Genomic DNA, 25,022 nt, shown 5'->3' with positions numbered 1-25,022 from the left:
AATTATTACACTTTATTAACTCGAAGGAACAAAGCAATTACAAGTGTTTATTTCACTCTATACCCATGATAAATTTGTATCAGTTATTTTAAGAAAGGGAAGGTTTAAACATAATGAAGAAATTATTAACAAGCTCTATAGCAACTATAGGGATACTAACAATGGGAATATCACAATATGAAGCAGATGCAGCAGAGCAAGATACCGCATCTAATCAAGCTACATCAGGTTATGAAAATGGAGCTTACTATACAATAGATTCTAACGGGAATTTTCATCACACTTTAGATGGAAATTGGAATCAATCAATGTTCGACAATAAAGAATATCAATCTTATGAAATAGATGAAAATGGTGCTTACCATTATTACTACTTTACTAAAGGCGGACAAAACTACGCACCTAGTCAATCACATGACTCGATTGAAAATAATGGTTACAATGTTGAACAATCAAACGTGAATAATGAAGCCTCAAATAATAATGAAACTTCAAACAATAATACAACTTACCAAGACACAAATGTTAATGAAAATACGAATGCAGAATATAAAGCACCTTCAAATGAAACTGTTTCTTCACTAGAAGATACTCAGTCAAATGCAGCTCAGTCAGAAGACACTAATCAAAATTCTGATCAAGCGCAAGTAAATAATAACGAGAATTCAGAGAGTGCAGAAAATGTAACTGAGAGTTCTCAAAAATCTGAAGGCACTGATCAAGCTTCATCAAATTGGTTATCTAAAAATGCTAAACTTCAAGAGTATGGCCAATATCATGGTGGCGGTGCACATTACGGCATAGACTATGACATGGAAGAAAATACACCAGTATACTCACTTGCTGATGGAACAGTTATTCAAAGTGGATGGAGTAACTATGGTGGCGGAAACCAAGTTACAATCCAAGAAAAAGATAGCGATTATTATCAATGGTATATGCATATGAATAAATTAAATGTTGAAAAAGGCGACGAAGTAAAAGCTGGTCAACAAATTGGTGAATCAGGTAGCACTGGTAACTCAACAGCACCTCATTTACACTTCCAACGTATGAAGGGTGGCGTAGGTAACGAATACGCAGTTAATCCAGAATCATATGTTAATGGCAACCAATAAAATATAAATATGAAACTACAAATAAAACTCTTTCAAAGTTATCTACCTTGAAAGAGTTTTTATTTATATTAATATAATTTTATTCGCTACATAATCTTCATTTCTAATTGGTGTATTTGATGTGTAAGCAACGTATTTATTGGAGTTGGTATGCCTAATTCTTCTCCATATGCTGAAATTTGTCCATTAAGATAGTCTATTTCTGTTAATCGACCTTTGTTATAATCTTGATGCATTGATGGATAATGAAGCCCTTGTGTTTCTTTAGGGTAAGCCGCTTCAATTTTATTTAATAGTAATTTACCGTCTAATTCAACATTTCTTGCTCTAGCTACAGACACTATTTCTTCAATCATTGGTATAATCATTTCACGTGAATGTTCATAGCTGCCAAATTCATAAATAGTTTTATCTAATATCGTGCACAGTGGGTTTAACACACTATTCAATGTTGCTTTGGACCATATCGATTTGAAGATATCATCACTTACTCGTGCATTTAAATTTGCATCATTTAGTAACTGAAGTATCGCGTTAGATTGTTTATCGACAATACCGTCTGAACGATGAAAGTCTATATAACCCCCACCTTCTAGCAACAACTGACCGGGACCTCTTAATCCAGCTGTCCACATTACGACAGCAAGATAAACCTGTGACATAGGAACGAATTTTGATAATCTCTCTCCATGACCTAAACCGTTCATCATGCATAATATTGCAGTATCTTTATGGATTGAACCTGCCTCTTTTAAGCGTTGCATCATTTTTTCAGAGTTCATCGCCTTTGTTAAGATGATAATCAGATCAAATGAATCTGATACATCCTTAGACAATACTGCTGGAACATCGACTGTATAAACATCCGTTTCAGTTTTAACCTCAACACCATGTTTGTTAATACGTTGAACATGTTCTTCCCAGTCATCAATTAGTTCCACATCATAACCAGCCTGTTTCAAGGAAACACCGATTCGACCACCCATTGCACCTGCACCAGCTATAGCTATTTTATACATATTGTACACTCCTCATTGCCATTTTAATTATAAACATCCAGAATAAAAGTACTATTCTTAAATGTTATATCAATAAACTATTTTTCTTATATAATATATTTACCCATAAACCACATTTTTTAAAATTAAGAAGAGAATATATTTATAAAGAACATAAACTACAATGAGAGTTGCCCATATAATTTCAATAATTGATATGACATTGACTAAATTCGTAATTGTATCGTTTAAATTGAGATTTTGATTCACATTATAAAGTGATGCTGCAGTTGTCACCCATGGGAACGTCAGTGCTGAAAAGGAGACTTTAAATCCTTCTTTCATGATTTTAGGTAAAAATATTAAAGTAAATAAGAATAACAATTGCGAAAGTACTAAAAATGCCGATACATAAGCAACTGAGTAACTTGAATGATTTAAAATATAACTATTTAAGCAAAGAGCTGCCGGTGCGCTCATAATAATTACCATTGGAAACTGTTCCTGATTATATGTTTGCCATGCTTTAGTAAATAATACATATCCAAGTATTAATATTAAAAATATTGACCCAAGAATGATCGCTATGTTACCTATACTAGTATTGAACTCAGACGATGTTTCACCAATAACGCCTATTCCAACAAACATCACAAACCAACTCGTATTTGGCCAAGACTTATAATTTCTAAATGCGTAAAATCCAATAAATATTACGATAAAACTCATATGTAATAAAATAGATATATACCAAATAACATTTAAAATATATACGTCCACTAAAAATTGAGTTTTAACAATAGACACCAATATCATTAAAGTCATAGGTAGCGCTGGAAGAATAGCAAATGTATTTATATTTTTAAGTTCTTTTAAAAACATAGTTGGATAAACAATCCATTTTAAAGTGACAATTAAAAGTATTGCACAGGAAATAATAAAGAAAGACAAGCCAAATAACGTTAAGTTTAAATTATAAAATAAATTACTTAACGCCATAACACCTAAAGCCAATCCACATATTGCGATTGGGGTTCTTTTCAACCCTGTTTTTAACATGTTCAATACCCTCTCATAGATAAATTCATAAAATTATATTCTACCATATCTTTATATAACTGTTTGCTAACATAGACAAACAAACGCACCTTTTACATCACAGTAAAAGGCGCATTATATTTATATTTTTTATACTATTTAAGATTATATATATTAGCTTCTGCATCTATATTACTATAATATGGTTTAGATTTAATGCGTTCTTTATCACCTATTACATAAAACTCATTTTTAGCTCTTGTTACAGCTACGTTCAATAAATTTGGTTTTTCACATGACCAATTGACCGCTCCGTCTTGATTACTATCTGTACCTATTACAAAATAAACCTTCTTCGCTTCTTTACCTTGGAATGTATGGACAGTGCCAATTGATTTATCGATCCATTTTATAATTTTCTTTCTTTCATCATCTATACTGTTAACCAATCTATTTCTAGCAGAATTTTTAATTTGCCTTTGCACTTCTGTAAATGGAGAAATAACAAAAACACTTGGTTCATATTCGCCTTTCTCTTTTGCTTGTCTCCAATCATTTATAAGCAATTCTATTACTTTATCTCCTTGTTCTTTAACAAATTGTCTTTGAGAAGCATTACCTTTAATATCGTACCATCCAGTTTTGCCTCGGTCTTTGTTTTCAGGTAGTACCATTTTATTATTATAAGCAATTTGATTTGCGATGGTAAACATTGGGTTTAAGCATCTCCTATGTACCCATAGTGGTATACCTATCCAGTTCTTGTTCTCTTCATCATTTCCTACTTCAGGTTTCCAATATCCATATTTATTAGCTAAATCAGCCACTGACTGTACTGAAGACTCTTTTGAAAGTAAATGTTCATGAATATTATATCCTTTTCTAATATTATCTATTAAATTAGACTCCATCGTTACGACAGGTTCTATTTGAATAGGATCTCCTACTGCAACTACTTTTTTAGATCGATATAGTGCGCCTACAGCTGCTTGCGGAATAGCTTGTCCCGCTTCATCTATAAATAAATAATCTATAAAATCTTTAGGAAGTCCTCTATACATGTTTGCAAAACTAGCAAATGTAGTACTTACAACCGGAAAGATGAGATGCATCACATTCCATGCATTCTTTACGCGTTCTGGTGCTGAATCCAAATATGCATTACGATTTTTAAAATCTTGCATAGCATAATAAACTGGGCCATTATTTGCAACTAACAATAATTTTTGGAGTTTCATTGCTTTTAAGAATAATAAGCCACGACGATAATGTAATTCCTTAGAATTCCATAAATTTTCTACTTGGCGTTTACCATAATTATTCTCATCCCAAAAATTAGAGTCTGGGAAGGTCACATCTGATTTTTCTTTATACTTATTAAATTCAGCCAATTTTACATTATAGTCTTTAATTTTTTCTTCATTGAGCTTTAATTTTTTCTCATACCCTTTGATATCATTTTCAAGATTTTTTATATTGTTTTGTAACGTATTACTTTTTGTATGATATGCTTTTTGTTCTTCTAATAACTTTATTTTCTCTTCTTTATATTTATTTTGACTATCATCTTCATTCGCATTAAATATTGATATCATTTTTTCAAATAATCCCTTTTGATTACTTGTTTGAATCATTTCATTAATGGTTTCAATTTGTTCTTTCCTATATTGTAGTTCTTTATTAGTATCCTCTAATTCAGCATTTTTATTAGATAACACTTCATCACTTTCTTTTAATTGCGCATTTATCTTTTCTATATCTACTTTTAAATCTTTTTCTTCCATTAATAATTGTTCATTCTCTTTATATTTACGATATGCTTCGATTGATAATTGTTTTAGTTCTTTTACTTTCTTTAATTCTTCATTAAATTCTTTCTTACATTCTTTCCATTTTACTGCAAGTTGACTGTTAATATCTTTATTTTCGTCTTGAAGTAGTTTTACAAACGGCTTTTGCTTATTATCAGTTTCGGAATCACTATTAAGAATTTGTTGCATAACATTATTAATGTTTTTACTTTTACCAAATACACCTGAAAACAGACCCCAGGCAGGCTCTCCTATCAAGTTAGAAGCAACCGTACCAAAGCTTTTCAACTCATCTACTGCATTTTTATAATCGGCCTCATATTGTGGATTGTCCGTTTTTTTAGGATTGCGAACGACTTCCTCCAGTTTAGGTAAATCTTTAGATATATTCTCTACAGCTCCATTATTGCTTGAAGTAACTACCATTTTAAATTTAGTAAATTCTTCTTTTAATACTTTGATAGTTTTAGAGTCAGTTTCATGTATTTTTACTGATTCAAAAGCATGCCAAGGAACATCTAATTTTGCGAAAGCTTTAGCTCTTTCAACTACTAAATGTGCAAAAATATCCTTTAATAACGTTGTTTTCCCTGTTCCAGGGGGACCATTTACTGAACTAATGTGTTCTTTACTGTTGGTAATACTATTTACAGCTAATTGTTGCATCAAAGATAACTTATGTTCAATTTGGGATGGCCAACGACCGTCAGGTAAATATATTGGGTTTAAAAACTTATCAAAGATAGCTTTATTCTCATGAACTTCAGTTCTCTCTGAATCATCTATGCCTTCTATATAAGCTTTCAATGTCTCATTTGGATCTTTACGCGCTCTTTCTATATCAGTAATAAAGAAACTATTAAAATCAGGGTCTGGTGTGTCACTGTTCTTAACATATTCAATAGCAAAGTAATGTCTATGCATACCAGCATTTTCTGAAACTAGTACAGCAAAATAGTCTTGATAAGCCTCATCTAGTCGAACCAATTTCTTTTCATCAATCGGTTCATCTGCAATGATTTCATTAAACTTCTTTGCAAATTTATCTTTAGAATCATTAAAGCTTTCTTCGATATTAGCACTTTTGTCTTTTCTTATTTCCTTTAGTGCACTCATTATCATAGGGATATGTAGGCTATCTGAAATAACTTTACCCGTTTCATCTGTTTGGAAAGTATAACCATAACATTTAGTTTTATTCAGATTAAAAATTTCCTTGTCATCATCAAATATATTTCTAATTTCTTTATCAATCTCTTTAAACATAAAACAATTTCTATATAAACGGAAAATTCTTTTACCATTCTTTTTATCTTCTTCTGCAATTTTAAATCGTTCATCGTTCCATATATCATAATAACTCGCAAAAGATTGTAGACGCTTTTGCTTTTCACCATTTAGGAAATTGCTTTTTTGCATAGTGCTATCATCGTCATACTTAACCTCGCCAGGATTTAAAGATTCAACAAGTAACCAAGCTGATAAAGTATTATTTACTAAACTGTCCATTTCATCTCATCCTAACTCACTAAAATTCACTCACCTACTATTTTAACAATATTCTGACAAAATTTCACAAAGCTAGAGGAAATAGTTTATAGGATAATCTTAACAATATAAACAACAGTTATTAACTATGTGTTTTAACATTACTCAACCCTAATTTTTCTCGTAATGTGCCTTCGTTATAGTCTGTTTGAACTAAACCTCTTTCTTTTAATATCGGCACGACTTTATTAACGAATAATTCAAATTGTGTAGGGTTTAATGGAGGCATTATATTGAAGCCATCTGCTGCGCCACGTTTAAACCATTCTTCCATTCTATCGGCTACATCTTCGGGTGTTCCCACTATAATATGGTGACCTCTCGCACCGGCTACATGTTTCATTACATCTTCTAATGTTGAATTGTTTCTCTTAGCTGTTTCTTTAATAAGATCAACACGACTTTGTATATTGTTTCCTTTATCGAGTTCAACATCTTTAAATGGCGTATTTAAGTCATAACCACTTAAATCTGTATCACCTAAATAAGAAGATAATAATTCTAATCCCATTTCTGGGTCGATTAAATCTTGTAATTCTTTATAGTTAGCTTGTGCTTCTTCGCGAGTTTCTCCGATAAACGGGAATATACCTGGCATAATAACAACTTCTTGCTCTGGGCCACGCTTTTCTTCAACTTGTCCTCTTAATTTTTGAGCAAAATTAATAGCTGCATCGATATCATTTTGTGCAGTAAATATAACTTCTGCATGCTTTGACGCAAAATCAGTACCCTTTTTAGAAGAACCAGCTTGAACTAGTAAGGGATAACCTTGTGGTGATTGATCAATGTTTAAAGGCCCTTTAACGTTATAAAAATCACCTTCATAATTAATTGGTTCTGGTTGTTGATTCTTTAAAAATTTACCTGCCTTATGGATACTTTGAGAATCTACATCTCGCCAAGAGTTCCATAACTTTTTCGATATTTCTACAAATTCATTCGCTTGATCATACCTTAAATCATGATCAACATTATTTACGCCACTAAAATTTTTAGCAGTATCATTAATACCTGAGGTCACGATATTCCATCCAGCTCTACCATCGCTGTAATGATCTAATGAAGAAAAGATTCTAGATAAGTTAAATGGTTCTGAATATGTAGTGGAACCTGTAATAATAAGGCCAAGATGCTTTGTTTCCATAGCTATTATAGACATTAAAGAAATAGGTTCGAACATTGTAAACATATCTGGGTGTGTTTTCTTATCGACATATAGACTATCCGAAACAAATAGAAAATCAAACTTTGCTTGTTCTAAAGACTTTGCTTGTTCAATCGTTTTCTTTAAATTCATACCACCACGCTCTACTGACTCTGGATGTCTACTACTTGCAACATGATGACCAAAACCAGTTAAAAAATATCCCAATTTCATTCTTTTCATCTTTGACCCTCCATAATTTACTATTCCGATTGATTTAATATGATTTATGTTACCATTGTATTTTTATAGAGTCAATTTACATTTTTAAAATTTAATTATTGAAAAACAAAACAATCCACCAACACTTGTGTTGGCGGATTCTTTAAATTGAATTTTTCTTCATAATTTCATAAAGACTTGACCAATAATTAAATCCTTCTTCAAAATTATAAATATAATCAAATTGAATATCTCCAAATAACCTTCGATTTTCCCTTTGATAAGCTCTTTCATATAACATTTGAGTTTTATTATTTCTAATTTTATTACGTTTTTCAATGTCTTGAATAGCTATAATTTCCTCGAGTGTTTTTACCATTGGTCCTGCATGTGGTAATAAGTTTATATCGTTACCAAATGCTAATATTGGATTTGCTTTCGTTGGTTCATCTATAATCCCTTTCTTTAATGAAAGGGAAACAGTATTTTTTTCTCGGGTAGCAGATGTTATATCTGTAATCAGATTATTAACATTTTCATTATTTGAAAGTTTTCCTAGTAAAAACAAAATTTTATCATTAGACTTTTCAAAAGGAATAATATCAACTTTAGTTGTATCATCTTTAAAGAACCATTGTATAACATGATTACTTGATTCTCCAAAATCATAAGGACAGAATCTCTTTTTTGCTTCTAAGTAATTATCAGATGGACCTTGATTTTTTAAACAATAATCTACTGAAGATACTAGTTCTTCAGTATTTTTCGCTATATGACCTGGTAATTCATCTATAGATAGATTCAACCCTCTAACTGTAGTATATTCTTCAATATCATATATATAATGTATAATCGGTTTACCTGTTGGAATGAAATCAAAAAATACACTAGAATAGTCTGAAATGAGTATATCTACAACACTCATCAAATGATTGGTTGATATATCTCCCGGTGGAATAATAATATTTTCTGGAAAAACAATATCTTTAAGTAATGCTTGCGTAATACTATGACCTCTAAATAAAATGTTTGCCTCAATTTCAGACAATTCTTTCAAATCATGAATGAGTTTATTAATGTCAAATTCATTACTGCCTTTCGTCTCTCCACGCCAAGTTGGTGCATATAAAACAATATCTTTTTCATTATTTATATTCATTCGATTTTTAATATTATTTTTCTGTGTTTCAGTAGCGTTTAAGGTAGTATCAATTCTTGGATAACCTACTTTTGCTACTTCTCCTACATGAATATCACCAATGGAATAAGCTGATTTTAGTTTATCTATCATAAATTGATTAGGTGCAATAACATGTGTTGCTTGTAGCAAATTTCGCGTACTCCCCGCAACACCTAATTTACTTCTATTACTATCTCGTCCAACTGTTTTGTAGAAAATTCCATGTGTAGTTTGCAAATACTTCTGCTCCTTTTTACGAACTACAAAATCTGAGAATGTAGAATTACAAATTAAATATTTAGCTTTAGATATATACTTAAGGTAAGCATCTGAGTTTTTCTTAACGAAAATAATATTACTTTTATCTTTCATATGCTCGGGAATATTATCAAATGAATTGATAACCCAAACATGTGTGAAAGTATTAAATAATTTATTATTATATAGAGAATCAAATATGGCAGCAGGATTTCCTACTATACCAGCGCCGCTCATACTTTCATAAAAAACCATATTACTTTCTATATCATAATACTCATAACTTTCTGCATACCGTACTGAAATTGATTTTAAATGTTTATTATATGCGATATTAGACATGTAACTTGGTTTCCTAAATAATTCTGCTTCTCTATAGGCAGCTAGTGCATCTTCATTTCTACCTATTTTCTCTAATACATATGCTAACTTTCTAAAATTATCAGGTCTATGGGTTTGCTGTCTCAAAATTGCATTATGATAAGCGATAGCAGCAGATTCATAATCTTGTATTTCTTCATAGCATAAAGCTAATTGGTAATGCCATGGTGATCTTACTTTATTAAATTCTAACGCTTTTTCAAAATTTGATATTGCTGTTTCCAATTCTCCTTGTTTTTTTAATAATATACCTATTTTATAATATAATTCTGAATTATCATTTTCGTCTTCTAAACGTATTTGATATGTGTTTATAGCTTGTCCATAATTTTTTGATTTTTCATGTAGATATCCAATTCCCCATTTTTTCACTAATGGGTCTTCCGAGTATTGAACAGCTTTATCATAACTTTGTTTAGCACCTTTAAAACGATTTAATCGATACTCAAGTTGTCCTTTTCTATAGTAATATGCTGATAACATATTTTTTGTAAGCATCGTTTCCTCATTACTTAAAATCAAAGAATAATAATGAATAGCTTTATCATATTCATTTAAATCTTCTAAGTAGTGAATTAATTTAATAATATTATCTACATCATTAGGATAAATTGCCACATATTTTTCTAAATATTCCACTTCAGCTTTATTGTCATTTACTTTATTGAATAATTTTGATAACTCTAATAAAATCAAGCCATTATCACTATCTTTTTCTAGGTCATCCTCTAGCATTTCTATAATAGAATAATATTCCCCTGAATGCTCAAGGCAATGCTTTAGCATTAATTTAGCTTTCTTATCAAAAGGTTCATATGATAAATATTGATTTATATGATGTTTTGCGCTTGTGAAATTTTTATTACCCATCTCTAAGTCAGCTAATTTGATAAGTGCATTTTTATCATTTTTATTTAGTTTCAAATATTTTTTTATTGATTTAATACTTTCTTTTTTTTTATTTAATTTTTCAAATACTGTTGCTCTTACATAGTATAAATTCATAGTATTTTCTATATCATTTTCAATTGCTTTATTTAAATAATGAATAGCTTCTTCCCATTTCTGTAAATCAATAGCTAATTCAGCTAACTTAAAATAATATTTTGCATTCTTTTTTAAAATTGGATGCAATTTTTTTAAATTTTGATAAGCCTCAGAAGTTGTTTGTGTTTTTCTATTTTTATTATACTGAAATAAAGATTTAGGCACATTGTAAATGGCATTCATCTTTTTAATTTTATTGTTTAAGTTACTTTTATTATTTTTAATTGCTTTCACCTCATATTTGTTCAACAACTTTTCCACTCCTAAGTATATTGCTTTTCTAACTATAACTATATAATATATTTATATTCTTAAAATATCAAAAAAATTTTCAAAATAACATTATTTATATTTATTAATTTAATATCAAAAATAATGATAACTATATGTTATATAAAAAAGCAGTAATACCTCAGTTAGAGATAATTACTACTTTTATTCTCAGCATATTTGTATTCAATTAATTTTTTCTTTTAAGACCATCCGATTAATTGAGCGAATACTAATGAAATAATTGAAATTACACCCCATAGAATAAATAATGGGAAGAAGAATCGGATCCATTTTGTATAAGAAACGCCTGCAATTGCTAATGCTGCCATAAAGTAACCACTTGTTGGGTAAAAGACATGTGTAAACCCATCACCAAGTTGGAAGGCTAAGACTGCAGTTTGTCTTGTAATACCTAACATATCTGCTAAAGGCGCCATAATTGGCATTGTCACCAATGCTTGACCACTGCCTGATGAAATGATGAAATTAATTAGTACTTGCACGATATACATACCAACTACTGCAACTGTTGGCGTTGCACCATCTATTACGGAACCTAAACCATGTACAATACTATCCATAATTTTACCGTCTTCAAGTACTACAGCAATTGAACGTGCTAGTCCAACTATAATAGCTCCCATTAACACATCTTTAAATCCATCATTAAATGATTCACAAATTTCACGTGTGTTTAAGCCAGTCACTAGACCAACCACTATACCCATCATGATAAATAGACCTGACATTTCTACCATAAACCATCCTTGAGTAACGACACCATATACGAGAATTATAAAGAATAAAAGCACAACACCAATACCTATTTTTTGACGGCGCGTTGCAACTAATGGCTCATGTTTAGTAATTTCTTTGTACATTTTTCTTTTTTCAGTATCATCTTCATAAACTAAGCTGATTGATGGATCTTTTTTTACTTTTTTAGCATATTTCATAATAAATAGTACTGTCACTAAAAGTACAACTATAAAAATAACTAAACGTAATCCAATACCTGAAAAAGTAGGTATACCAGATAATTTTTGAGCTAAACCAGTATTGATTGGATTCAAGACCCCAACTGTAAAGCCAACTACCGTACCACATAAGGCAATGGAGGTTGCTGTGATAGAATCATAACCTAACGCAATTACTAACGGTATAATGACCGGGATATAGACAAGTGATAGCTCTGCTGTACCTATCAACGTAGCTATAATTGCAAATACGGTTGTTAACACTGGAATGATTAAAATACTTTTATTTATAAATTGACGTGCAAGTTTATCTACCCCTATTTCAATAATGCCTGTACGTCTCAATACCATGAACATACCGCCAATAATTAAAGTGAAGAAGACTATTTCTCCTGCCTCAATTAGGCCACGAGGGATAATCGATATAAAATCAACCAAACCCACAGGTGAAGATGCTATGTAATGGAAAGAATCTGCATCAACCATCTCTCTACCTTCAGGACCTTTAATACGTTTAAATTCACCTGAAGGTATTAAGTATGTAGAAATCGTTGCAATAACACCAAAAATAAATAAAATCACATAGATATGTGGCATACTAAACTTCTTGTTAGAACTCTGTTTCCTGTCTACTTTGTTATTTATCTTTACCAAATTGTTTGACCCCTTTGCTTTACTAAATAAAACACCTTAATATTACCACGTAAAGGTAAGTTTACAATTATGCAAAGTAGACAACTTATAAAAATTTCTTGTAACATATGACAAAAAAACGGAATATTTACTTTTCTTGTTTTTCATTATCCTGTTGGTTAGGTTTTTGAGCGTCTGGGTTCGAATATTTCTCTGGGTTATAATCGACGCCTTTATTATAGTTACCTGATGCATCCCATAGTAAAAACTCATCAATACCATGATCTTTTAATGCTTGGATTTGTGCAGTTACTTGTTCTTTATTGTAATCTATATAACGACCTTCACCTAAGTAAGACGCTGTAAAGTCTTGAAGCCATGGACGTGATTTAACTTTTTCACTGTCTACATCTTTAAGTGCTTCTTTTTCTTTATCTAGATAACTGTCTATCGTTTTATAAGGTTCTGTATCTGGATTTTCTAATCCAAAATCACCAGTACCCCAATGTGATGGATAAACCATAGATGATATAACATCGACGTTTTCAGCTATTTTAGGAAAACTCTGTCCAATACCTGGTGTTTCTTTAACTGTAGCTGCGTAACCAAATACATCTGCGGATGTTTTAACGTTATATGATTTCAAATCTTTACGTGCTGTTTTTAAAAACTCTGTAATTGTATCTACACGTTGTTTGATATTATTTAAATCGCTACCTTTGTATTTACCATTGGAATATTGTAATTCCGCGTCTTTGTTTTCAAACCCTTCTGGGAAACGAACATAATCAAATTGTACTTCTTTAAATCCTGCTTTAGCAGCTTCTTTCGCCACTTCTATATTATAATTCCATACATTATCATCAAACGGATTTATAAAGCTGTCTCCACCTTCATTTTCCCATACATTACCATCAGCCGTTTTAAACGACCAATCAGGTTTTTGATGAGCTAAATTAGAATCTTTAAATGTAACAACACGCGCGATTGGATAGATATCATTCTTTTCCATTTCTTTGATGATTTTTTTAACATCTACACTGTCTACTGTATTACTACTAATTAACTTATTATCACTTTTGAAGTCCATCGTAATATTACCTGAATCATCTTTAACATCGATAACCAATGCATTTAATTCTGTTTCGTTTATAAACTTAATCAATTCATCAAATTGTTCTCCACTTGCTGAATCTGGTGTCACGTAAATACCTTTCACACCATCTTTAGGATAGTCAATATCACTATATGTATTTTTCTCTGATTCATTACTATCTTTCTTATCTTTACTACTAGTTTTCTTTTGTTCACTGCTATTCTTCTTCTCGTTGTCTGAATCAGTATCGTTATTACAAGCTGACATAACCAAGATAACTGCAAGCGCCACTGCTAAAAACTTCCATGATTTCATCATTTTCTCCCCTTATTTCTATATATTGATTTTGAAAAAATTTCTAAACATTATATTATTCCACGCTTCGCATTTTACAGATTTTTACTATTTTAAACAAGGTATATTTTATTCTTTACTTCTTAATGAATTGATAATCAAAAAACTTTACTAAACGAAACAATGATATCTTTGTATGTATCTATTGAATCTATAACTGCATATTCTCCATCCCCGTGCCATGCATCACCGGATGGTCCAAATTCGATTGCTGGTACGTTGTATCTTTCTTTTTCTTTTTTCTTTCTCTCTTTCTTTTCTTAACCCTTGAAAAAGAAAAGAAAATAAGTTAAAATCTTTTTAAAAATAATAAGGAATGAGGTATAAATATGGTAAGAAAGAAAAGAAAATTTTCAAAGGAATTTAAAAGAAAAATGGTGAACTTATACAACTCAGGAAGTTCTCAAAAAGAAATTAGAGAAGAATACGATTTATCTCCTTCAGTACTAGCAAGATGGATTAAAGAATCTCAAGATGACCAGCATAATCAAAGTAATAATTACATAAAGAATTCATCTGGTGAGAACACTTCGCAAGTCATTACATCAAGTACTATAGAAGTAATGAAAAAAGATTTAAAACAGTCATATAGTTTAGCAGAAGAACTTCAGGAACAACTTCAAAAAGAAAAAGATAAAATTAAAAATATAGAAATAACTCTTGAAACGTTAACTTCATACTTAAAATAACGCCTTTCCAATTACGAGTTATCTTGGTATCTATTACCAAAATATTTTAATCAGATTACCTAGTTCTTTTAATATATTTCTGCAAAGAATTAAAAAACTACTTTTAAACGCTAGAAAGGATATTTTCATTACTTATAAACTAAAACATTTTAATTTGAAAGAAAAAAAGCGAAAAATTTCTTCACTTAGATAATGAAGAAGTAGTAACTTTAATTAATCGATATTATAAAGGAGATAATATAAATAATCTAATATCTGAATATAAAATAAAAACGACATCAAGTAGACTTGTCCATTTATTCCCACTAATTTACACTGATTCTAAATGCAAACATTGTAATAACATTATGTTCAGAAAATTAATTGGTCGAACTGTTGATGCTGATCCATATCAAGTTTGCACTAATTGTACCATGTAGAACCTGGCTATTGTAATTGCGAACGTTGTAATACTGTTCGAAAAGAAAAAATGCAAGTAATTGAAGAAATTAAACAAGAAATAATTTCTAATAGTTTATATCCAGATAAAATTCAAGAAAATTGTTTAAATGAATTAGATCGATTTTATTTATCAATACTCATAAGATCTGGTTTAGACGAAAATATAGAACAATCACAGATGAGCTCTTTTTTATTTAACTACATATTGAAAATTGATGATTTAGGATATAGTCATAAGTCTATAATAGATATTTAAATCTGAAAAGATATAAACTTTCTTAAGTATTAGGTTAGCTAACTAACATTTAAAGTTAGTTAGCTTTATTTATTATAAATAATTTTTAAAATCATATAAATAACTTCTAAGTTAACAACCAGCTTCAGCAATAATATTTATTTTTGTTTCTTGTTTCCAGATTTACTTTATATATATTGATGCTATTTTATCACCAATGTACTTTAATATACATATATATATTTGCAATTATGGGTATTTGATGTACAATAAAAGTGAATAATTACACTTGATAATAGCGAATGATAGAGGAGTGGTATTCCCACCTAGCAACTTAAATTGAAAGGGCATTGCATGTGTTTGAACTGGAAAAAACGACAAATAAGTAAAGATAGTACTTGTTCAAGGATTTATGCATTTGAATGTTGACTAAGCAGTTATGGTCAAAGGTACTCAAAAATTAAGGAGTGGTTTATTATGCGTAAAGTAGGAAAGTTACTTTCAGCATCTGTCGTTGTATCAACACTTGTCGTAGGTTCTTCAGCAGCATTTATAACGACAAGTGGTCCAGAAGCTCAAGCAGCAGAGCAAGTTCAAAAATGGGGGCATGGTGAAGGAGCAGCAAGCGGTGCAAGTACACAAGGCGCTTCAGAAGAAATGGCACAAACACCTTGGTATAACTATTACGGTTATACAACATATGATCCTTCGTTTACACAAGATTATAATTTTGTACGTGCATTGAAACATGACAATGTTTCAATTGATAACTATAAAGTAGATCCAAAAGCTTATAAAAATTATGACCATAGTATAAAAGTTTATGATACAACTGTAGATTTTAACGATGATAATGAAGTTATTAAAATTAGCTTTAACACTAAACCAAATACGGTAACTAAAGAAACCTTCAAAAAAGCACATGCTTCTAATGATATGGGAGGAGAAGGTGATTCAGGTATCGGAGATGGTACAATGGTAGATTATAGTACTAATGATGGTTCATATAAGGCTTTCTTTGATGAAAATGATTACTTAACTAAAATAATCATTGGTCAATAGAATGAAATAACAACTATAGGAAGTCGTAATCTTAAAAATGTAGATGACAAAATAGTAAGCACATCACTCTACTGATGAAATTCAGTACACAAAGTGATGTGCTTATTTTATATTATGAATTTGGTTAATGAGGATTATAATTTTTAAAGAGAGGTCTAAAGCGTTTCTCAAGAAATTCAAAAAATACATTTGTTGAAGCAATAGCCTATATAATTTTGATAAAATGCTCTTTAGTTACTATTTTCATTAAATTTATATATAAATCTATATTATCTATAACAATAAATTTAAGTTTTCTTCTAGTTCTTGTGATGTTTTGAAATACCATTTGTACTGGATCATAATGATAATTTCCTCCTTTATAATGAAGGGTTTTATTCCTCATTTCAAAACTGCTGTCTAAAATAATTGCAACATTATCAAATTCCTGACCGATCACTCTGTGTGAGTTCAAATATGGTTTTAAGATTGAATATTTTTCAAATGAAGCACTGTCAAATTTCGAAGTAGTTAAAGGTAGGAATGTCCATGAATTATTCTCCAAATAGTCCATATATTCTTCGATATCACTTTTTATACCTATATTATCAATTTCAATATTTTTATACTCTATATTATTTTTTTTATCATTGTCGAATAATTCTTTTATGAAATAAGCAATCTCTCTATTTGATCTAATTTTTTCAGTCAATCTTTCATGTTTAAGACTTAATATCATTTCTTTTATATAGTCAAGGTTATTAAAGTTCCCTTCTTTTTCACTAAGATATTGTCGAGGGTCTAAACTAAAGATTAATCTAGTATCATTTTCTCGAGCATTGTTTATAATATTTTGGAGTTGATATGGATATAACCTTTGGACCTCATCTAATAATATTACATCTAATTTTGCAAATTCATCATCTCTTATTCCATCTTTAATACTTCTAATTGTCCATCTATCTTCTTGGTTCAGCATATCGTGCCCTTCATTTAAATAACCACAGTGTATAATCATAATATTATTTTTTTGTTTTATCAGCTTTTTGGCTACATCATACAGAACTAAAGATTTTCCTGTTCCAGCCTTACCTTCAATAATATAATTATCGCTTAGACTTATTATGTCATTAACGATTTTTTGTTGATGTTGTGAAAGAATATACTTATGTTCAAGAAATCTCTCAGTATCATTAAACGGTGATATTAAATAATTTGAGGGTTTGAATATATCATCTAAATGAGTAGATTCTATTGTTTTATATTTACCTAGTATTTTAATTACTTCATTGGTATCAATTTGATAAGTTAAATTCTTGTTGCTGTCATATTTATAAAATATATTCTCATTACTTATATATGTTATGATATCTAACTCATGTGAAACAGCTTTTAGATAAAAAAAGCTGTTCCTTTGCTGTTTTAAAACCTTTATTTTATCAGCTTTACTTTTCAGTTCAATATTTAAAATACCTTCTTTAGTATATTTTAACAAATCAAATTCTGGGTTTATTTGCTTAATTCTATAATTTAAATAAAACCCATCAAAATAAGATATCCTGTTATCACATAAATGAAGTTCTTGTACAAGTTTCACTATCCCTTCTTTTTCAACTTCTTTAATATCTTCTAATTGATATCTCTTTTTTATTAATTCTAAAGCATAATCATCATCACAAGTATTTGCCAAAGTTTTTAAATTTATAGTATTCATTTAGCAATTGCACTCCTTGAAAATATTTGTTCAAACTGTTATCAAAAAATCACTTTTATTAAATTAAATATAACTTAGGAATTGTTAATCGTATCTAGCATTTACCAAATTATAAAGAATAATAATTGCAATTATTATTCTTTATGAAAATATTTATTTAAGAGTATGTACTTAGTTTTTATTTTCTATATTTCCAATATCTCTTTTATAAATCCTATTAATTATCTGTTAAATCAAAATACATTTCATAAACTACCTCAATACAAGCGTACCATACTACATAGTTAATCCCATCTTCAAATAATTTTCTTGCATTTTCAAAATGTAAATCCTTATTTTCTTCAAAACCATATATAAAATCTTTAATTACATAAAAAGCTTCTTCATCTACCAGTAATTCTTCAAATGAATAATCTGTTCGTAATTTAATTATTGTATTAATCTCTTCTTTATTCCAACTATAAAATTCATGTATTTTTACATAATTCGTAACGAAATGATCTTCATGAAAATAATCATTCGAATCTATAATACTCTTTAATTTTTTTATATAGTCACCCTCACCATGTGAAATCCATCTAAATATACTTGTTTCAATTTCAGGATAATCTGTTATGTATCTCCTTGACTCTTCATATTTTTCTTTGACTTCTTCATAATCATTTAAAACATTTATATCAGGTTTATAATAATTTTTCACTAATTGACTCTCAAGGTTTTCAATTATTCTTATATAATCAGAGTCAGACTCATCTTCATGATAATCTATAACAGCAAAACTAGGACGATTATCTAAAATTATTATCATATTGTTTTAATAATTCTATTTTTTTTATTTCAAAATCTACTAGCCCATTTCTATAGTTAGTAGTAACATAACCTCCTTCGATGAAATGGTTTTCTACAATTTGTTTAGTTGATATTGGCTTAAAAATTAATTTACTTAGAAATTTGAACATCATAATCCTCGTTTCTCAATTATATATATTTTTTCATTATATTATAAAATTACAAAAAATTAACTAAATCAAATAAAAAAATAATAACTATTATCAAAATTTTAATAAAAAGTGAAAATAGTTATTATTAAAAATTTGCATGAATCAATCTGATAATTGAGATTCTAGCCTTTTCAAGATGTCTTTAATCATATCTCTTTCATCATTTAAATTAAATTCATCGCCAGAAATTTTTTGGCTAATCATTTGAGACACATATAATAAATCATCACTAATGTCTTCGTAATAGCCCTTCCCGTATTCCATTGCCATACTGATACCTCTTTCTATCCAAACCTATAAATATAGTACCCATAATCATTAGATTCTAACAAATTATAATTAAATTTATCAAAATTTTATCTTCTTATTTAAAAAATTGATTACGAATAATAATTATTATCAGTAAATAAATTTAAAACTAAAAAACACATCATATAATATCTAATTATGATGTGTTTTTAATATTTATTTTAAGTTATCTTATGCATCAATAACTGAATAAAATGTTCGAATTCATTTATTACTTCTTCTTTTGTTATTTTTGATTGCATGAATGCCGTTCTATAAAGCCAACCATGTATAAACATGTTAATAAACGATACAAAATCATCTTGTCCCAACTTAACATTATTATGAGCATGTATTTCTCTTAATTTTTCATTAAATACAGAAGCTAATTTATTGTTATATTCTTCAATAACTTTTGTGAAGTTAGAAGGCACAAATGATAATTGAATATAAAATTTCACCAAATAATCAGAATCATATATATACTTTTGAAAAAATGACAGAAGTTCTTCATATAAATTTTCTGACTGTGTATCAATATTTCCAATTAAAGTTAGCCCTTTTTCCATACACTTTTCTAAACATATTCCATAAAGCTCATCTTTACTTTTAATATAATTATATAAACTAGCTTTTTTGACTCCTAAATTATTAGCAATATTATTTAATGATGTTCCATAGTAACCTTTTTCAGAAAAGTTTTTTGCACTTATATGAATAAGTTTCTCCGATGTATTATTCAATCCTATTGCCTCCTTAGTATCATACAAATAACTATACATTAAATATCATAAAAAATCATTCGAAAAAACGTTTACATTTAACACAATAAATTACATCATTGCCTTTTTTCCAAAAAATGATATAATGATTCTTGCTAACTACCGTTCGTTAGGGAGGGATAATTATGGGAATTATATCAGTTTTTTTTATTATGTATCCAATAATAATGTCGATATTTTGGATAATCGGGACTATGTTTTACTTCATTTTTATTGAACGACGTTTAAAACATAAAAATATCAACTATCATCCAACTGAAGGCATTTCATTTATTGTAGCTTGTTATAATGAATCAGAAACTATAGCGGACACAATTAAAAACTTAGATGGATTATCATTTCCACTCAAAGAAATTATAGCGGTTAATGATGGCAGTACTGATCAAACTGAGGTAGAGCTATTACGATTAAAACGCGAATTTAACATCAAATTTATAAATTTAGATGAAAATAAAGGGAAAGCCAACGCATTAAATATCGCTGCTAAGCATGCTCAGTATCCTTATTTGATGTGTGTAGATGCTGATACGATTATTGACGATGATGCTCCTTATTATATGATTGAAAGCTTGATGAAAGACTCTTCAATTGGTGTGGTGACAGGTAACCCACGTATTCGTAATAAATCTACTTTATTGGGGAAAATCCAGACAATTGAATATGCGAGTTTAATAGGAAGTATTAAAAGAGCCCAAACAATTAATGGGTATATTAATACAATATCGGGTGTGTTCTCTTTATTTAATAAGAAAGCGTTAGAGATTAATCATTATTGGGATACAGACATGATTACTGAAGACATAGCTGTTTCATGGAAGTTTCATTTGTCAGGTTACAAAATTATATACGAACCTAGAGCATTGTGTTGGATGCTTGTACCTGAAACTTTTAAAGGGCTCTGGAAACAAAGAGTTAGATGGGCTCAAGGTGGACATGAAGTCATTTTAAGAGATTTTAAGAAAATGCTCAAAGTCCGTAACCTCTCATTATGGATACTATATTTTGAACAAATTCTATCAGTAGCTTGGGTATATGGAATAATCATTTTACTTGGTTATACACTACTTCAATTAAACTTCTTGGATTATTATTTCTACGATTATCAGTTAAATATTTTTCTATTATCTGCTTTCTTACTGACTTTTGTAAATATTATACAATTCACAATTTCATTAATGATTGATAGTAGATATGAACGTAAAAATAATTTCTATGTTGTGTTCTTAAGTTGGTATCCCACATTTTATTGGGTAATTAATGCATTAGTTGTAATTGCTGCTTTTCCAAAAGCATTAAAACGAAAAAAAGGAGAGTTTGCTACATGGTCGAGTCCGGACAGAGGGAATCTAAAAAAATAGATTCAAGATTAAATATTTATCGAGAGTTCATTGTGTTTATGGCTTCTTCCATACTTTGGTTATATTGTATAACTGTTTTATTTGTTATGGTTGGATCTTTATTGCCTTATAACAACCATATTATACAAACCGTAAGATTTATTTTAAATATTGAAAAAAGCGATATCATTACAATTTTCACTTATTTTATTATAGCTTCAATAGTTATAATAATCTATTTGATGTTAAGTTTTTTATTTAATGTTAAGAGAAAGAGAGTATCTCCATATGAAAACTCTTAAACGATTTATGATTATTTTTCTCATATTTTTATTCATAAGCCCACTAGATAATATAGCTCTTGCGAAAAAGAAATCATTAGGTGGTGAGGAAAATGGCTGTCTCGCATTAAATTATCATAGGATACGTGAAGATACATGGATAGATAAATTGTCTCTAATATTTTCAAATAGTAAAGAATTAAAAATTTATAGTATTACTGACACACAATTCGAGTCGCATATAAAATGGTTGAAAGAACATAAGGCAAATTTTATCACTTTAAACGAACTTATCAATTATAAAAAAGAGGGTAAATTCCCTAAAAATTGCGTTTGGATTAACTTTGATGATATGGACGAGAGCATCTATCAAAATGCGTTTCCTATTATGAAAAAACACAATATTCCTGGAACGGGTTTTGTAATAAGCAATGAAGTAGGGTCTCCAGATTTTCATAATATTAGACTTTCTTCTAAAAAGCACTTATTAGAAATGAAAAAAAGCGGTCTATGGGATTTTGCTTCTCATACCCATAATATGCATACGCTAAAAAAAGAGACATCTACTCTTATCCGAACTGCTGAAAAAAGTGATATAAAAAATGATATAAATAAAAGTACAAGTTATATAAAAAAAGAGCTTAATGGTGATATTCGAGCTATAGCATATCCTTATGGTCAAACAAATGATAAAGTAGTAGATCAACTTAAATATGGCACATCTATAAAATATGCATTTACTTTAGAGGAAAAAGCAATACTTCCTGATGATGATAATTATTACATTCCAAGAATTATGGTTAGTGACGACGCTTTTAATAAACTAGTTACACAGTGGAAAGGATTTAATCATGATTAAAAGAAAACGTATTGAATTTATATATTTAAGAACTTTCCTCTGTCTATTGATTGTATTAACGCATGTAATGACAGAGTTTAGTATCACAAATGAACTAGATTCTCGACAGTTTCAAACTCTATATTGGATAAGAATGATAATAATTATTGGCACACCATCATTTATAATACTATCTCAACTATTAACAACTTTAAATTATAATGAAAAGTTAACGCCCGGATATTTGAGAGTAAGATTAAAGTACATTTTAATTCCTTATCTCATAATGGGAGGATTTTATAGTTATTCAGAAAGTCTTAAGTTAAATGATTCATTTTCAAAACACTTTTTAGAAAATGTCGTTCAAGGCAATTGGTACGGATACTTTATTCTTATCATTATCCAGTTCTTTTTATTAAATTGGCTAGTATATAGAATAAATGCAAATATTTTATATTCAAAATGGAGTTTAATCATAGCGTTCAGCCTAAACACACTATATTTGTATAGTTATCAAAATATAGAAGAAGTTACCAAGTTTGTAGATACATATTATCCTCTTAGTTCAGAAACCTTCATAGTTGGTTGGATATTTTACTACATTTTTGGTTCATATGTAGGACACAATTATGATAAAGTACTGAGGTTTGTAAAACAATATATCACCTTGATTATTTTTCTTACAGTAGTAACTTTTATATTATTTGGGATAGTTGGAAAACACGATTATTGGACGGTAAGTAGCATAGATTATCGTATATTATTATATGTATGTTATGTATTTTTACTTCTAATAAACTTTAGTTCTCAATTTGATTCGTTTATGTTTAATTCAGTAAAATTAATAAGTGCATTTTCATTCTTTATCTACTTAATGCACCCTATAATTCTTGAATACATTTTTCAATACACAAGTATTTTCCAAGAAAAAACATTAATTTTCATCCCAATATCATTACTGTTTATAGTAGGATGCTGTTTGGGAATTGGTATATTATTAAGAGAATTTAAAATATTTAAATTTGTAATTGGTAGACAACCATACAATAATTAAAATAACTTAATTACGTTGCTAAACCCTATATGATATAAAATAAAAAACCAAGATGCCTGTCATGAGTTGATAAGCGCCTTGGTTTTTTTATTTAGTTTCTATATTTATGATTCTGTCATTTTAATAATAATTCTACCTGCATCGCCATTTGCTAATTGATCAAAGCCTTTATTTATCTCATTAAGTGAAATGACATCACTGATTAATGGATCAACGTTAAGCCGATTACTTTGATACAAACTAACAAACCTAGGTATATCACGATCAGGAACACAACTTCCAACATATGAACCTTTAATCGTTCTTTCTTCAGCTGCTAAAGTTACTTGAGGAATTGATAATTCTGCTTTAGGATCAGGTAAACCTGTTGTAACTGTTGTTCCACCTCGTTTTGTTATTGCATATGCTACTTGCATTGCTGGCACTACACCTGCTGTTTCAAATACATATTCAGCCCCGCCTGTAATATATTGCTTAACTTCTTCTATTACATTTTCATCGCCTGAATTATATACTGCTGTTGCACCTAATTTTTTAGCAATTTCAAATTTATCTTCATTTATATCTAATGCAATAATTTCATTTGCACCGGCCAGTTTTGCACCAATAATAGCATTTAATCCTATTCCTCCAAGTCCTACTACAGCGACATTACTACCTGGTCTAATCTGCGCTGTATTTATAACAGCCCCTATACCTGTAATAACAGCACAACCAAACACAGCTGCACGTTCATAAGGAATATTTGGATCAATTTTTACTATAGAATTTTCTGATACAACAGCATATTCAGAGAATCCAGAAACGCCTAAATGGTGATGGATGACATCATTATCTTTAGATAAACGAAATCCACCTTCTAACATTTCACCTTTTTCATTTGAAGCAGCACCATTTTCACATAATGCCGGTCGTCCTTCACGACAAGGTATACACTTTCCACAGCTTGGAATAAATGTACAAACAACATGGTCTCCAACTTCAAAATCGGTAACATTTTCACCTAGTTCTATAATCTCTCCTGCCGCTTCATGTCCTAACGCCATAGGCATTGGTCGCGGTCGACTTCCGTTAATCACTGATAAATCAGAATGACATAAACCTGCTGCATGAATTTTAATTAATACTTCATTTTTGTTAGGATTATCAAGGTTTAATGTTTCTATCTTTAAAGGTTCAGCTTTTTCATAAGGACCTTCTACACCCATTTCATATAATACTGCTGCTTTTGTCTTCATTT

The 25,022-nt window shown here is 29.4% G+C and carries 21 protein-coding genes; 8 read left to right on the top strand and 13 right to left on the bottom strand.

Going from position 1 to position 25,022, the window contains the following annotated elements:
- Positions 1–113: 113 nt before the first annotated feature.
- A complete protein-coding gene (locus ACNMOQ_RS00345) occupies positions 114–1,118 on the top strand; it encodes a M23 family metallopeptidase (RefSeq protein ID WP_394877714.1) in 1,005 nt (334 codons plus the stop codon).
- 86 nt (positions 1,119–1,204) lie between these two features.
- Here ACNMOQ_RS00345 and ACNMOQ_RS00340 read toward each other — a convergent pair whose 3' ends face one another.
- From ACNMOQ_RS00340 to ACNMOQ_RS00310, 7 genes are all read right to left on the bottom strand, one after another.
- Positions 1,205–2,137, bottom strand: a complete 933-nt coding sequence (locus ACNMOQ_RS00340) for a ketopantoate reductase family protein (protein ID WP_257504294.1) — start codon at positions 2,135–2,137, stop codon at positions 1,205–1,207.
- 99 nt (positions 2,138–2,236) lie between these two features.
- Positions 2,237–3,175 carry a TDT family transporter gene (locus ACNMOQ_RS00335; protein ID WP_416350052.1) on the bottom strand — a complete coding sequence of 313 codons (939 nt, stop codon included), beginning with the start codon at positions 3,173–3,175 and terminating at the stop codon, positions 2,237–2,239.
- Positions 3,176–3,309: 134 nt separating this feature from the next.
- Positions 3,310–6,474, bottom strand: a complete 3,165-nt coding sequence (locus ACNMOQ_RS00330) for an AAA domain-containing protein (RefSeq protein WP_416350051.1) — start codon at positions 6,472–6,474, stop codon at positions 3,310–3,312.
- Between the two features lie 121 nt (positions 6,475–6,595).
- On the bottom strand, positions 6,596–7,903 hold the full coding sequence (locus ACNMOQ_RS00325) for an LLM class flavin-dependent oxidoreductase (protein ID WP_416350050.1): 1,308 nt from the start codon (positions 7,901–7,903) through the stop codon (positions 6,596–6,598).
- Positions 7,904–8,045: 142 nt separating this feature from the next.
- Complete coding sequence (locus tag ACNMOQ_RS00320; protein ID WP_416350049.1) at positions 8,046–10,997, bottom strand: CDP-glycerol glycerophosphotransferase family protein; 2,952 nt, start codon at positions 10,995–10,997, stop codon at positions 8,046–8,048.
- A 224-nt stretch (positions 10,998–11,221) separates the two neighbouring features.
- Positions 11,222–12,595: a YfcC family protein gene (locus ACNMOQ_RS00315; protein ID WP_147640593.1), complete on the bottom strand. Its 1,374-nt coding sequence runs from the start codon at positions 12,593–12,595 to the stop codon at positions 11,222–11,224.
- Between the two features lie 184 nt (positions 12,596–12,779).
- Entirely contained in the window at positions 12,780–14,042 is a 1,263-nt protein-coding gene (locus ACNMOQ_RS00310) for a putative glycoside hydrolase (RefSeq protein ID WP_286313379.1), read from the bottom strand.
- A gap of 368 nt (positions 14,043–14,410) precedes the next feature.
- Here ACNMOQ_RS00310 and ACNMOQ_RS00305 point away from each other — a divergent pair, with 368 nt between their 5' ends.
- The 3 genes from ACNMOQ_RS00305 (at position 14,411) to isaB (ending at position 16,508) form a co-directional block, all read left to right on the top strand.
- Positions 14,411–14,770 carry a transposase gene (locus ACNMOQ_RS00305; protein WP_369916994.1) on the top strand — a complete coding sequence of 120 codons (360 nt, stop codon included), beginning with the start codon at positions 14,411–14,413 and terminating at the stop codon, positions 14,768–14,770.
- Positions 14,771–15,239: 469 nt separating this feature from the next.
- On the top strand, positions 15,240–15,467 hold the full coding sequence (locus ACNMOQ_RS00300; RefSeq protein WP_286313377.1) for a hypothetical protein: 228 nt from the start codon (positions 15,240–15,242) through the stop codon (positions 15,465–15,467).
- Between the two features lie 456 nt (positions 15,468–15,923).
- Entirely contained in the window at positions 15,924–16,508 is a 585-nt protein-coding gene (gene isaB, locus ACNMOQ_RS00295; protein ID WP_416350048.1) for an immunodominant staphylococcal antigen IsaB family protein, read from the top strand.
- 205 nt (positions 16,509–16,713) lie between these two features.
- On the opposite strand, the gene ACNMOQ_RS00290 is transcribed toward isaB, so the two are convergent.
- The 5 genes from ACNMOQ_RS00290 to ACNMOQ_RS00270 form a co-directional block, all read right to left on the bottom strand.
- The gene (locus tag ACNMOQ_RS00290; protein WP_218706884.1) at positions 16,714–18,201 is read right to left on the bottom strand and encodes an ATP-binding protein; all 1,488 of its coding nucleotides are present in this window, start codon (positions 18,199–18,201) and stop codon (positions 16,714–16,716) included.
- 217 nt (positions 18,202–18,418) lie between these two features.
- The gene (locus ACNMOQ_RS00285) at positions 18,419–19,009 is read right to left on the bottom strand and encodes a hypothetical protein (protein WP_416350047.1); all 591 of its coding nucleotides are present in this window, start codon (positions 19,007–19,009) and stop codon (positions 18,419–18,421) included.
- Entirely contained in the window at positions 18,990–19,160 is a 171-nt protein-coding gene (locus ACNMOQ_RS00280) for a hypothetical protein (RefSeq protein WP_416350046.1), read from the bottom strand. The genes ACNMOQ_RS00285 and ACNMOQ_RS00280 overlap by 20 nt, the downstream gene beginning before the upstream one ends.
- Before the next feature lie 144 nt (positions 19,161–19,304).
- The gene (locus tag ACNMOQ_RS00275) at positions 19,305–19,472 is read right to left on the bottom strand and encodes a hypothetical protein (protein ID WP_416350045.1); all 168 of its coding nucleotides are present in this window, start codon (positions 19,470–19,472) and stop codon (positions 19,305–19,307) included.
- A gap of 200 nt (positions 19,473–19,672) precedes the next feature.
- Positions 19,673–20,233 (bottom strand): TetR/AcrR family transcriptional regulator, encoded by a 561-nt coding sequence (locus ACNMOQ_RS00270; RefSeq protein WP_416350044.1) that lies wholly within the window; start codon positions 20,231–20,233, stop codon positions 19,673–19,675.
- Between the two features lie 164 nt (positions 20,234–20,397).
- Here ACNMOQ_RS00270 and pgaC point away from each other — a divergent pair, with 164 nt between their 5' ends.
- Genes pgaC through ACNMOQ_RS00250 form a run of 4 tightly spaced genes read left to right on the top strand, consistent with a single transcriptional unit; the run spans position 20,398 to position 23,782 of the window.
- Positions 20,398–21,630: a poly-beta-1,6-N-acetyl-D-glucosamine synthase gene (pgaC, locus tag ACNMOQ_RS00265; RefSeq protein ID WP_416350043.1), complete on the top strand. Its 1,233-nt coding sequence runs from the start codon at positions 20,398–20,400 to the stop codon at positions 21,628–21,630.
- A complete protein-coding gene (gene icaD / locus ACNMOQ_RS00260; RefSeq protein WP_416350042.1) occupies positions 21,594–21,911 on the top strand; it encodes an intracellular adhesion protein IcaD in 318 nt (105 codons plus the stop codon). The genes pgaC and icaD overlap by 37 nt, the downstream gene beginning before the upstream one ends.
- The gene (gene icaB, locus ACNMOQ_RS00255) at positions 21,898–22,749 is read left to right on the top strand and encodes an intercellular adhesin biosynthesis polysaccharide N-deacetylase (protein ID WP_416350041.1); all 852 of its coding nucleotides are present in this window, start codon (positions 21,898–21,900) and stop codon (positions 22,747–22,749) included. Before icaD ends, icaB begins: the two co-directional genes overlap by 14 nt.
- Positions 22,742–23,782 (top strand): acyltransferase family protein, encoded by a 1,041-nt coding sequence (locus ACNMOQ_RS00250; RefSeq protein ID WP_416350040.1) that lies wholly within the window; start codon positions 22,742–22,744, stop codon positions 23,780–23,782. Before icaB ends, ACNMOQ_RS00250 begins: the two co-directional genes overlap by 8 nt.
- Positions 23,783–23,886: 104 nt before the next feature.
- Here the strand turns inward: ACNMOQ_RS00250 and ACNMOQ_RS00245 are convergent, their stop codons facing one another.
- The gene (locus ACNMOQ_RS00245) at positions 23,887–25,020 is read right to left on the bottom strand and encodes a zinc-dependent alcohol dehydrogenase family protein (protein WP_147640547.1); all 1,134 of its coding nucleotides are present in this window, start codon (positions 25,018–25,020) and stop codon (positions 23,887–23,889) included.
- Positions 25,021–25,022: the final 2 nt, after the last annotated feature.

The sequence above is a fragment of the Mammaliicoccus lentus genome, assembly GCF_947036595.1.
Taxonomy (GTDB): domain Bacteria; phylum Bacillota; class Bacilli; order Staphylococcales; family Staphylococcaceae; genus Mammaliicoccus; species Mammaliicoccus lentus.
The sequence above is the reverse complement of the archived record's forward strand: the minus strand, read 5'-3'. Positions and strand labels throughout refer to the sequence as shown.

What these genes read in the sequence shown, in the direction of transcription:
- ACNMOQ_RS00345 (WP_394877714.1), top strand. Translation starts at nt 114, where the DNA reads ATGAAGAAATTATTAACAAGCTCTATAGCAACTATAGGGATACTAACA.
- ACNMOQ_RS00340 (WP_257504294.1), bottom strand. Translation starts at nt 2,137, where the DNA reads ATGTATAAAATAGCTATAGCTGGTGCAGGTGCAATGGGTGGTCGAATC.
- ACNMOQ_RS00335 (WP_416350052.1), bottom strand. Translation starts at nt 3,175, where the DNA reads ATGTTAAAAACAGGGTTGAAAAGAACCCCAATCGCAATATGTGGATTG.
- ACNMOQ_RS00330 (WP_416350051.1), bottom strand. Translation starts at nt 6,474, where the DNA reads ATGGACAGTTTAGTAAATAATACTTTATCAGCTTGGTTACTTGTTGAA.
- ACNMOQ_RS00325 (WP_416350050.1), bottom strand. Translation starts at nt 7,903, where the DNA reads ATGAAAAGAATGAAATTGGGATATTTTTTAACTGGTTTTGGTCATCAT.
- ACNMOQ_RS00315 (WP_147640593.1), bottom strand. Translation starts at nt 12,595, where the DNA reads ATGCCACATATCTATGTGATTTTATTTATTTTTGGTGTTATTGCAACG.
- ACNMOQ_RS00310 (WP_286313379.1), bottom strand. Translation starts at nt 14,042, where the DNA reads ATGAAATCATGGAAGTTTTTAGCAGTGGCGCTTGCAGTTATCTTGGTT.
- ACNMOQ_RS00305 (WP_369916994.1), top strand. Translation starts at nt 14,411, where the DNA reads ATGGTAAGAAAGAAAAGAAAATTTTCAAAGGAATTTAAAAGAAAAATG.
- ACNMOQ_RS00300 (WP_286313377.1), top strand. Translation starts at nt 15,240, where the DNA reads ATGCAAGTAATTGAAGAAATTAAACAAGAAATAATTTCTAATAGTTTA.
- isaB (WP_416350048.1), top strand. Translation starts at nt 15,924, where the DNA reads ATGCGTAAAGTAGGAAAGTTACTTTCAGCATCTGTCGTTGTATCAACA.
- ACNMOQ_RS00290 (WP_218706884.1), bottom strand. Translation starts at nt 18,201, where the DNA reads ATGAATACTATAAATTTAAAAACTTTGGCAAATACTTGTGATGATGAT.
- ACNMOQ_RS00285 (WP_416350047.1), bottom strand. Translation starts at nt 19,009, where the DNA reads ATGATAATAATTTTAGATAATCGTCCTAGTTTTGCTGTTATAGATTAT.
- ACNMOQ_RS00280 (WP_416350046.1), bottom strand. Translation starts at nt 19,160, where the DNA reads ATGTTCAAATTTCTAAGTAAATTAATTTTTAAGCCAATATCAACTAAA.
- ACNMOQ_RS00275 (WP_416350045.1), bottom strand. Translation starts at nt 19,472, where the DNA reads ATGGCAATGGAATACGGGAAGGGCTATTACGAAGACATTAGTGATGAT.
- pgaC (WP_416350043.1), top strand. Translation starts at nt 20,398, where the DNA reads ATGGGAATTATATCAGTTTTTTTTATTATGTATCCAATAATAATGTCG.
- icaD (WP_416350042.1), top strand. Translation starts at nt 21,594, where the DNA reads ATGGTCGAGTCCGGACAGAGGGAATCTAAAAAAATAGATTCAAGATTA.
- icaB (WP_416350041.1), top strand. Translation starts at nt 21,898, where the DNA reads ATGAAAACTCTTAAACGATTTATGATTATTTTTCTCATATTTTTATTC.
- ACNMOQ_RS00250 (WP_416350040.1), top strand. Translation starts at nt 22,742, where the DNA reads ATGATTAAAAGAAAACGTATTGAATTTATATATTTAAGAACTTTCCTC.
- ACNMOQ_RS00245 (WP_147640547.1), bottom strand. Translation starts at nt 25,020, where the DNA reads ATGAAGACAAAAGCAGCAGTATTATATGAAATGGGTGTAGAAGGTCCT.